A 9,301-nucleotide genomic window follows, 5' to 3' on the forward strand; every position below is an offset into this window, starting at 1 on the left:
CGTTTATGACCGACGCCCCGCCCCATTCACCAGAACGACAGAACTACGCGCCGGAGATCCTTTGGGTGTTCGTCAGCACAGGGTTATTCGCATTGATCTTTGCTGCTGCAAAATTTGCCGATGGAGCGTTGGGCACCTTCCAGATAATGTTTTTGCGCTACCTTGGGTCAACGGCGGTCGTACTGGCAATTGCGTCGTGGTCGGGGCCAATCGACCAGTATCGGAGTAAGACACCTGGGGTTCACCTGATCCGAGCGTTCTTAGGATGCTTCGCGGCCGCGTCCATTACATGGGCCTCTGCACACATGCCACTGGCAGATGCTTCCGCAATCGGGATGCTTTATGGCGTTTTTACAGTTGCACTTGGCGTGATCTTATTGGGCGAGCGCGTCGGCAAGAGCCAAGCCATCGCGATCTTGGTCTCTTTGGCGGGAGCCTGTGTTCTGATGTTTGGCAAAGGCGCGTTTCAAGCTGGTGTACTCGTCGTTCCCGCTTTGGTCGCGATGCTCAGCGCGATGTTGATGGCAAGCGAAGGGTATCTCATCAGGATTTTGAGCCAACGTGACAGCGCGATTTCCATGATGCTATACATCGGGGTTTTTGGCACTGGCATCATGGCAGTTCCTGCCCTCTGGGAGTGGCAACCGATTGGTATCGAGGTCTTCTTGATGTGCTTTGCCTTGGGTCCGCTGGCCGTTCTAGCCCAATATTGCACGATCAGAGGATATCGCTCAGCACCGCTGTCAGTGGTAGGGCCGGTCGACTATTCTTGGTTGCTTTTTGCGATCGTTATCGGCTGGGTTTCATTTGGAGAGCGTCCCGGCGGAACTGTTTTGATTGGCGGAGGGCTCATCATTCTAGGCGGTGTAGTACTGTGTCGGCGACACTAGGTGGTCCCTAAACGTGAAAATCAGTGTTTAGAACCAAGTGGCAGCGAGGTGCATGCAGCTTAGGATAGATTACGAGAATTGCCTGCTCTGCCTTTTCCGTGAGCGATAAGTCAGGTGCGTGGTCAGTCGGTGTTGAAAGCGCAGCGCGCCTTACTGAAAGGTATAAGCGGACGTTTCCAGGCTGGGCGGTTCGGACTGCAGTAAGGTCCAGTTCGTGTTTTGAGCAGAAAAAATTCCCACAAATCCAAACGCCCGTATTGAGGTCTAATTCTCTAAAGGCTTTGTCGCAATCTGGCTCACATAAGACATAAATCCAAAGAAGGTTTTTTGACCCACACCGCGTCTCGCTTCTTTCTTCAGAGCTTCTGCCGTTTCGTCGAACAACAAACCTTCCTCGACCATACGGTCGGCGCCTCGGTCTATCACAGTGAGAAAATATGTAGCTTCTTCACCAGCGACATAGCCATGCACCGAACGCTCCTCAAGTTGAAAGCCTACTTTGGAAGCCATGCCTGAGATTTGCCGCATAATCCAAAGGTTAGTTACGTTTTGATTGATCATGAAACGGATGAGTTGATCCATTGGATCGAAATCCGCAATCTGCGCCGTTGCAGTATCATAGTCGCCATCACAGATCACTACAATACCACCCGGCTTCAGTATGCGATAGGCCTCAACAACGACCTCTTCGGGGTTTAGCACATGGCACAACAAGGTATGCATTAAGACAAGATCGAATGAGGCTGAGTCAAAGCCGGTTTCTTTGGCGTCACCGATTTCAAAGCTGAGCCGGGGATCATCAGAAAAGTTCTCCTTTGCCCTTGCAACCATTACCGGCGACGGTTCGAGGCCATGGGCAGTCTTCGCGCCAGCAATATCCAAAAGGTCTTTGGTAACGTGGCCTGTGCCAGATCCCAGTTCCAAAGCACGTGCGGTGCTAGGGAGTGTCAGGTTGCTTAGATAGGCTTTGCGAATTGCGACCTGTCCAGATTCAAGGCAACGGGCTTCCATCGCGTCGGCAATCCGTTTTTGAAGTTCTGGATCTTGTGCTCCAAGACCAGAATAAGGGTCTGACATGGTTGCTCCTTTCTAAAAAGCCCCACGAGATTCATGCGGAGTGATCTAACTGAGCTTCAAAGTAACGGACGTTTCGGCAAGTGATCGTACCACTGCTTTGTCCCGAAACTTGTCTGTGCGATCGAAATGCTCCGAACATGCCTGATCCTATCACAATATTTTTCTGATACTTGTCTTTGCGGATTGGCGTGGAAAGAGGCAAGCTATGTTGGACAGCATGGGCGAGAGAAACTAGCAGCCTCTGCATCTACCGCGTACCAACCGTGTCGCCCCATCTAAGCGCGTCTTTCAATTGTTCTGCTCCCTTACCAAGACTGCTACACCCAAGATTACGATGCCTAAACCGAGGGCCTTGGACCAAGTAAAGGGCCGTTCTTCCAAGCCGAAATTCCCAAAATGATCAAAAATCGCTGCACCGATAAGGTTACCTGTGACAACAACTACGAGAAATAGACTGACGCCTAGGATTGGAATGCTCTGCATGGAGATCGTTACATGAATGGCCCCGAACAAGCCACCAAACCACACCCAAAACGGTAACGCTCGAAGTGCTTCAAAAGAAAGGGATCGAAAACTCCCATTCAGTACAGCGAGGACTGCGGTTGCAAAGGTCGCACTAAGAAATGCGACGAAAACCGCCAGCAGGTAGTCGCGCCCTAGTCCTTCCGACAGCCGCGCATAGATCGGTCCTTGGGCGGCAACCAATATCCCGCCCAGAAGGGCAATGAAGCTGAAGATCAACAACCCCTGCACAGTCACTCAGACATATTTGTACATGTAAGTAGTCGAATGCCGTTGGTTTCCATCTGGGTCGAAAGCATAGTCCGGAATGGTACCTGCTTCCTTGAAGCCAACGCTGCGATACAACGCTTCAGATACGTCACCAGTACGCGTGTCCAGAGTAACCAATGACTTTTCAACTTCACTAGCGGCATCAAGTGCGGCACGCATTAATGCGGTTCCCAGACCCTGACGCCTGCCGCTGGGATGCACGATCATCTTTGAAATTTCCGCTCGATGTCGTTGATTAGCAGGCATGGCCAGAACTAGTTGTACTGTACCAACTAGGTTGTTTCCGAGGAAGGCACCAAACAGTTGCTTTCGACCTAGGTCAACGTCTGTTCCTACACCACGTGTCCAGAATTCAGCAGCCTCTGCAGTGCTGAGTGGTGTCATAAAGCCAATCGCAGCACCGTCTGCCACACTGTCAATCAAAATGGAGCACAGCGCGGAGAGATGCCTGTCCAGTTCTTCTTTTCCAAAGCGGGCGATCTTAATGCTGGTCCGGTTCATCTTAGTGCGATCACATAGGTGCAATGGGCATTACCTGTCCGGAAAGCTGTTTCCCCAAATAGAACGTATCGCAGGCAGTCGCCCTTGCGCAGAGCGTAGGCCTTGCCTTCGACTGAAATTTCGATCTGACCTGATAGGATATAGACATGGTGTTCCTGACCGGGAATGGACGGCGCAGCGTATGTAATCTCGCTATTTGGCTCAATCTTTGCTTCGATGAGTTCAACTGCCAAAGGGCCATTGGAAGGGGAAACGCTTCGGCGCGTGAAACCATGCTCCGGATCGTGCCAGGCGGTTTGTTCCCCGCGCGAGACGACCGGTTGAAACACCGGTTCCATAGGGGCGAGCAGTCTGGATATCGGCAAGGCATACACTGCCGCTAACCTCCCAAGCGTTTCGGCTGTAGGGCTAACCTCAGCATTTTCTATACGCGAAAGGGTAGCACGGCTGATCCCGCTTTTCTCGGCAAGCGAGGCAAGTGTCATTTCGTGCTGCGCTCGCAAACTGCACAGGTGGTCGGCAAGACAGGTGGAATGTTGTAACTGCATATTTCCCATATATGAAACATATCCCTATTATGGCCATTGTGTCAAGGCGTAGTTAAACTGATTGGTGTTGTCTGCCCGAACGTTTCAACCTCCAGGTTTCCAGAGCACTTGAAATGGTTATGAGACCTGATAGGTGTGGTTCGCTACCGATTATGTAGCATCTCGATTGTCGATCAGAATTTGAGGACAAGTTGCTCCCACTATCTAACCATGAAGATCGAAAACAAACACGCAAAGGTAACCTCGCGGCGGATCAATTGCGCGGCGAAAAAACCGATGGCATCGACGCGTTTATGACTGCTTGGTTGTTCCACTTTTCGAATAGACCCTCATCACACATGATTTCGGATGTGCCTTTGTCGAGGTCGAGATACTGGAGCCTTGCGACGCCTAGCTCCAGATCCCGAACCAATACGCGGTCTCAGCCAAGGTCAAAGTGTGCAGCGACGGCATCGATAATCGCCTCAAGCACGTCTGCGCGATTTGTACCTGTGGGGTCTGAACATACTGGGTCGTCTTGTTCTTCCCGAAGGATCGCTTCCCCTGCAGCTTTGCAAAGCCCAAGAGCAGAAAAATGCATTGCCGGGGCGATTGATGTGACCACCGCTTCCGGCACCAATGCTTCGAAGCCGCTGCCTTTGATGCTGGTATCCGTCGCTCTTAGACGGTCTTCGCCATCACCTAAACCAATCAGAAGCAGAGGCACCTCCAACTCCGTAACGTCCGCTTGGGAGAGTCCCCACGTCAGCCCTGGATCAATGGCCGCCACTGCGCGGACCCGTGGGTCTTTGTAAGAGGCATCATACATCGTTTGGTTAATCGTTTCGATATCAACGCCTTGCGCAGCCAGTTCCGCACAAAACTGCGAACCACTCCCGGCAGCCGCGCAATAGTCAAAAAATCCACTGCGGCGGCCACGCACGCCTGCAAGAGACAGGGCGGTCCAACCCCCGTAAGAAAAACCAGTCGCATAGACACGAGCAGGGTCCATCAAATTAGCCAACGCGGGGTCTTCCAATACCTGATCCAAAGCAACCACCAGATCCTGAGAGCGGGTCCAATGGTTGGACGCTGTGTCAAAGTCCAAATCAAATGTCGTGGTGTTGGGGTGATTGACCGCAATAACAACCGCGCCACGAGAAACAAGCCCCGCGCTCATCCATGCCATCCGTTCTGTGTTGCCACCCCATCCGTGCGACATCAACACAACTGGATACGGTCCGTCGACGGGCACAGCATCGGCAAGTACTGGCGTTCCATGAAACACTGCGTTCTCGGCATACGAAATCGTCTGGGTGCCATGCGCTGGAAACATGACGGACAACTGCATATCGCTTTGATGATGCGGTGCTGGAATGCTGCGCTCGATCAGGCCAACACCTTGGGCATGGCTGTGCCCTGCAGCCGCCAGACTGAGGGTCAGTGCAAGGAAAACTCGTCTCATAGGGTACCTCTTGGGTTTAGGATTGAAATGTTGTCCCCTTTGTTTGAGCGTCTATTCCAAAGCCGACGACCTACTTCCGGATTTAGGTCGTGCAGATCAGAATTTAGTACCTTCCAAATTGAAAACTCGGGACGATGCTGATGCCAGTCTTGCCAATACCAATGATCATAGCGCTACTGCTGGCTGGCTTTTTGCTGCATCGAATGCTCACCCGCGACACACAATCAGCGCTTTTGGTTTTGATCGGGTGTTGCGCAATGCAAAGTGCGGTTATCGCGCTCGTACAGTATTATGGACTGACCTTGATGCGTCCTGTTCAGCCCATTCTGGCAAGCATCATTCCCGTAGTCGCCTGGTTGGCACTAAGGCAAGCTGAGCGGGGGACACTTCAAAAGTCTGATCTACATGCTCACGCACTGGGACCGGTGATGGCAATTGGCGTTGTTGTCCTCTATCCACTTGCTCTCGATGTACTGATTCCGATGCTTTTTGCTGGGTACGGGCTTGCAATTTGGGTCAAGGTTCTGCGCGGCGAAGACAGTTTACCCCATAGCCGCCTCGAAAACGGCCGTTTGTCAGTCTTGGTCTGGCATGTGCTGGCTGTTGCACTGATAGCGTCAGCGGGGACAGATATTGCCATCGCTGTTCGTTTGGCCGCTGGTCAGAAAGATACTCTGTATTGGCTACCAAGCCTGTTCTCTTCGACCACGCTGCTTGTCTTGGGTGCCGTTGGTCTTTCCCATGCAATCGACAGTCAAGCGGCTGCCCGCGAAAAGCATGAAACCTATTCTGATCTAGACAAACATCGTGACAACAGCATTCTTGCCAAGTTGGACACTTACGTGGCCTCTCACAAACCTCATCTCGATCCCGATCTCACGCTGGCACGGCTGGCACGAAAATTGCAGGTGCCTGAGAAGCAACTATCCGCTGCAATCAATAAAGGTACCGGTGAGAACGTCTCGCGTTTCATCAACGCTCATAGAATACATCATGCTGCCGCAATGATGCGAAATGGATCATCGGTGACAGAGGCAACGCTCTCTAGTGGTTTCAACACAAAATCCAATTTCAATCGAGAGTTCTTGCGCGTCCTTGGCGCCAATCCAAGAAAATGGCTGCAAGAACAATGCGACATAGCAAGGTGATGGGGCTTCAGGTTGGCGCCTCGGGGTTGTCGTTGGCACCAGCGCGATAAGGACTAGATATCAGGATCAACCGTTACAGCTTCTTTCGCAAGCGTTTCGATGAAAAGGTGTTGAAGTAGAATGATCGTCTTACCATCGCAAATTGCACCGGCCTTTATCATTTGCATTGCCTCTGACAGCGCAACTTGCATCACCTCGATGTCCTCCCCTTCGTCGTAGGCACCCCCACCGTCACCGATATGGTCAGACGTGCTATAGGTGCCTTTGAAGAACGCCAAGTATTCGGTCACAGAGCCCGGGCTCATGTAAACGTCGAACAGATGGGTTAGGTTATCGACCTCAAAACCGGTTTCTTCGATAAGCTCTTCTCGCATTCTCTCATCCGCACGCGCGCCGTCCAATAAGCCAGCCGGCGTTTCGATAAGGGCATGTAAGCCACCGTTTAAAAAAGCCGGAAGCCGAAATTGCCTTGTGAGCAGGACGCGATCTGTTTGAGGATTGTAAAGAAGACAGGTCGCGCCATTGCCGCGATCATAAGTCTCGCGCGTCTGGCGTTGCCACTCGCCATTGCGCCGACGAAGCTCAAACTCATGCTTCGTCAAAAGTCCCCAATCGTCTGACAGAATTTCCTTTGAGATCGAGCGGTAACGGTCCTCTGCCTTCATAAGCCTTGCTCCTAAGTTTCAGAAGACGTATCGTGCAAAAACGTGAAGAGTCAAGAAAGATCGTGCAATGCTGACCCATGAACGAAAGACCCACCTGCTGTCACTTCTCGAAAACCAAGGCAGCATCATTGCAAAAGAAGTCAGCCAAAACCTTGGTTTGTCAGAGGACACCATTCGGCGGGATTTGCGTGAACTGGCTAAGGAAGGTCGATTGAAACGCGTGCATGGCGGAGCGCTGCCAATCGCCCCCGCTAACGCACCTTTCCTACGCAGAACTGGGATCGCGACCCCTGAAAAGGTCGAGATCGGTAAGTACGCAGCCACTATGATAGAGACTGGGCATGCCGTGTTCCTCGATGGCGGTACAACAGCGCTTCAAGTTGCCAAGCACTTGCCGCAAAACCTGAATGCAACAATCATAACGCACAGCCCCAACGTAGCTTTGGAACTTCTCAATCACCAGAATCTGGACGTCGAAATAGTCGGAGGTAGACTGCTACGTCATTCCATTGTGACCAGCGGTGCAGCAACAATTGCGTGGCTCGGTCGCTACCGACCTGATCTCGCCTTTATAGGGGCCACCGGCTTGCACCCAGACCAGGGGATTACAACGGGTGAAAGCGAGGAAGCGGAAGTCAAACGCGCGGTTATCGAAAAATCGGGTGCGGCCCTAATTTTAGCGTCTTCAGAGAAATTCGGCGCGGTATCTTCGTTTGAGATTGCACCATGGGCGGATGTTGATGGGTTAGTGGTGTCGGAAAACGCTGCCGCGAAAGCAATGGAGTTGTTTGGTCATCTGGATTGTGACGTACACAAGGCCGAATAGATAAACCAAGAAGAGGATTTTTCTAATGCAGGCGACCGTTCATCCGAAAGCATTGATCGGTTTTCTGCTGAGTTATTGAGCGAAGATCGCGCATTTGTTGTCTGCAACAGCCCGACTACGCGTGTAATCGCTCACTTAAGTTCTGTGAAACTGACATTTGTGTTTCAGGTTGTCGGGTATGGCGACTGGCACAAGCGTAGCGAAAGGGTGCACAGTCTCGCACTGCCAACATAATATGCATTTCCGTTAGGCCGCTTTGCGGGACGAAGCAGATCTAAGATGACTGCCCTTTTGCCGTCAAAATCTTGAAGCTTGCCGCGCCAAATCCGATTGCGAATGCGCCCTCAAACCACCGGCGCAGCTTAAGATAGAACTTTGTCATTGCCTGCGACGAAAAGAGCAGCGCATAGCAGTGGAACACCAGAAAGCTCTGTAACCCGACAGCCGCAATAACGAGAACAAGCTCTGGCACTCCCGTTCCGGGTGGAATGCCGAGTGAAAACAAAGAGCCGAAAAACAGAATAGCTTTGGGATTCGTCAGGTGAAGCGCTAACCCCTTTGCATATAAGGAACGTTTGCCACCCGTGAATGACTTTGTCGCTATGTCTTTGTTCGATAAAGCAGACCGCGCTGCTTTGTAAGCGAGAAATAATAGGTAAGCGGCACCAAAATACCGGATCAATTCGAAGACCCAAGCGTTGGCGAGCATCACTGCGCCTAATCCCAAAGCAGCCGCAACTGACCACATCAACGACCCCGTAGTAATCCCTGATGCAAGAGCTAAACCCGAAGTACGGCCCGAAGCCATGGAGGTTCCTGCAAGGGCAAGCGTGGCGGGACCGGGACTAATCGAGGCGACTAATGCTGCGAGGAGTATTAATGGCAGGTTCACTTCTAATGGCATCGACTATCCACGCTGTTGATTGAGGTCAGCTTTGTGCATTTGCAGAAATATGTCAATTTGGCCTCATACAAGACCTTAGCCGCAAGGCCGCTCACCAGCGGAACGTTGCTGCAGTTGTAGCGAAAGGCATGAATGATCGCTTAGCTTTCCCTCTGGTGCCACCATTCTTCGAGGCTATCACAACGAAGGTGACCCGATACTTTCGCAAACTTCAGGCGAAAGGTGCCATCGAGTTCCACCCTAACACGCGACGGTATTCGCGTAAATGTCGCCTGCCAGCCAACAACAGCGGTGTCAGCATCCACCGCCCAGACTTGGGATGAAAATTCCACGTTTTCCTGCGCGTCCGCTGCGCCTTCTTGCCAATACGCTTCAATCGCGTCTCGCCGAAGCATTGGCTCGTCGAAAGGGGTCTCCCGGTAGCTTCCCGTTTCGGTAAACATTGGTGCGATTTGCACAGGGTCTCCGTTTTCCCAAGCAGCGCCCTATGCGTCTAGCCATCCCTG

Annotated in this window: 10 protein-coding genes and 1 pseudogene; 3 read left to right on the top strand and 8 right to left on the bottom strand. The window is 52.0% G+C overall.

Going from position 1 to position 9,301, the window contains the following annotated elements; translation table 11 throughout:
* The first annotated feature begins 5 nt into the window (after positions 1–5).
* Positions 6–890 carry a DMT family transporter gene (locus ACZ1HM_RS21980; RefSeq protein ID WP_472744847.1) on the top strand — a complete coding sequence of 295 codons (885 nt, stop codon included), beginning with the start codon at positions 6–8 and terminating at the stop codon, positions 888–890.
* Between the two features lie 264 nt (positions 891–1,154).
* On the opposite strand, the gene ACZ1HM_RS21985 is transcribed toward ACZ1HM_RS21980, so the two are convergent.
* The 5 genes from ACZ1HM_RS21985 to ACZ1HM_RS22005 all read right to left on the bottom strand — a co-directional run bounded on the left by ACZ1HM_RS21985 (position 1,155) and on the right by ACZ1HM_RS22005 (position 5,138).
* Positions 1,155–1,967 carry a methyltransferase domain-containing protein gene (locus ACZ1HM_RS21985; protein ID WP_472744848.1) on the bottom strand — a complete coding sequence of 271 codons (813 nt, stop codon included), beginning with the start codon at positions 1,965–1,967 and terminating at the stop codon, positions 1,155–1,157.
* Positions 1,968–2,255: 288 nt separating this feature from the next.
* The gene (locus ACZ1HM_RS21990; RefSeq protein ID WP_472744849.1) at positions 2,256–2,708 is read right to left on the bottom strand and encodes a DMT family transporter; all 453 of its coding nucleotides are present in this window, start codon (positions 2,706–2,708) and stop codon (positions 2,256–2,258) included.
* A gap of 18 nt (positions 2,709–2,726) precedes the next feature.
* Positions 2,727–3,260: a GNAT family N-acetyltransferase gene (locus ACZ1HM_RS21995; RefSeq protein WP_472744850.1), complete on the bottom strand. Its 534-nt coding sequence runs from the start codon at positions 3,258–3,260 to the stop codon at positions 2,727–2,729.
* On the bottom strand, positions 3,257–3,817 hold the full coding sequence (locus ACZ1HM_RS22000; RefSeq protein ID WP_472744851.1) for a helix-turn-helix domain-containing protein: 561 nt from the start codon (positions 3,815–3,817) through the stop codon (positions 3,257–3,259). Before ACZ1HM_RS22000 ends, ACZ1HM_RS21995 begins: the two co-directional genes overlap by 4 nt.
* Positions 3,818–4,229: 412 nt before the next feature.
* On the bottom strand, positions 4,230–5,138 hold the full coding sequence (locus ACZ1HM_RS22005) for an alpha/beta hydrolase family protein (protein ID WP_472744852.1): 909 nt from the start codon (positions 5,136–5,138) through the stop codon (positions 4,230–4,232).
* Between the two features lie 254 nt (positions 5,139–5,392).
* On the opposite strand from ACZ1HM_RS22005, the gene ACZ1HM_RS22010 reads away from it, so the two are divergent.
* Positions 5,393–6,400, top strand: coding sequence for an AraC family transcriptional regulator (locus ACZ1HM_RS22010; RefSeq protein ID WP_472744853.1), 1,008 nt, complete (start codon positions 5,393–5,395; stop codon positions 6,398–6,400).
* A 53-nt stretch (positions 6,401–6,453) separates the two neighbouring features.
* Here the strand turns inward: ACZ1HM_RS22010 and ACZ1HM_RS22015 are convergent, their stop codons facing one another.
* Positions 6,454–7,065, bottom strand: a complete 612-nt coding sequence (locus ACZ1HM_RS22015; protein WP_472744854.1) for an NUDIX domain-containing protein — start codon at positions 7,063–7,065, stop codon at positions 6,454–6,456.
* A 67-nt stretch (positions 7,066–7,132) separates the two neighbouring features.
* On the opposite strand from ACZ1HM_RS22015, the gene ACZ1HM_RS22020 reads away from it, so the two are divergent.
* The gene (locus tag ACZ1HM_RS22020) at positions 7,133–7,891 is read left to right on the top strand and encodes a DeoR/GlpR family DNA-binding transcription regulator (protein WP_472744855.1); all 759 of its coding nucleotides are present in this window, start codon (positions 7,133–7,135) and stop codon (positions 7,889–7,891) included.
* A 274-nt stretch (positions 7,892–8,165) separates the two neighbouring features.
* Here the strand turns inward: ACZ1HM_RS22020 and ACZ1HM_RS22025 are convergent, their stop codons facing one another.
* Positions 8,166–8,795, bottom strand: coding sequence for a LysE family translocator (locus ACZ1HM_RS22025; RefSeq protein ID WP_472744856.1), 630 nt, complete (start codon positions 8,793–8,795; stop codon positions 8,166–8,168).
* Between the two features lie 140 nt (positions 8,796–8,935).
* Positions 8,936–9,265 (bottom strand): annotated as a pseudogene (locus ACZ1HM_RS22030) (nuclear transport factor 2 family protein); the annotation flags it as partial.
* Between the last annotated feature and the right edge of the window lie 36 nt (positions 9,266–9,301).

It is taken from the genome of Sulfitobacter sp. GN1-4 (assembly GCF_055693825.1).

What these genes read in the sequence shown, in the direction of transcription:
- ACZ1HM_RS21980 (WP_472744847.1), top strand. Translation starts at nt 6, where the DNA reads ATGACCGACGCCCCGCCCCATTCACCAGAACGACAGAACTACGCGCCG.
- ACZ1HM_RS21985 (WP_472744848.1), bottom strand. Translation starts at nt 1,967, where the DNA reads ATGTCAGACCCTTATTCTGGTCTTGGAGCACAAGATCCAGAACTTCAA.
- ACZ1HM_RS21995 (WP_472744850.1), bottom strand. Translation starts at nt 3,260, where the DNA reads ATGAACCGGACCAGCATTAAGATCGCCCGCTTTGGAAAAGAAGAACTG.
- ACZ1HM_RS22000 (WP_472744851.1), bottom strand. Translation starts at nt 3,817, where the DNA reads ATGGGAAATATGCAGTTACAACATTCCACCTGTCTTGCCGACCACCTG.
- ACZ1HM_RS22005 (WP_472744852.1), bottom strand. Translation starts at nt 5,138, where the DNA reads ATGCAGTTGTCCGTCATGTTTCCAGCGCATGGCACCCAGACGATTTCG.
- ACZ1HM_RS22010 (WP_472744853.1), top strand. Translation starts at nt 5,393, where the DNA reads ATGCCAGTCTTGCCAATACCAATGATCATAGCGCTACTGCTGGCTGGC.
- ACZ1HM_RS22015 (WP_472744854.1), bottom strand. Translation starts at nt 7,065, where the DNA reads ATGAAGGCAGAGGACCGTTACCGCTCGATCTCAAAGGAAATTCTGTCA.
- ACZ1HM_RS22020 (WP_472744855.1), top strand. Translation starts at nt 7,133, where the DNA reads ATGCTGACCCATGAACGAAAGACCCACCTGCTGTCACTTCTCGAAAAC.
- ACZ1HM_RS22025 (WP_472744856.1), bottom strand. Translation starts at nt 8,795, where the DNA reads ATGCCATTAGAAGTGAACCTGCCATTAATACTCCTCGCAGCATTAGTC.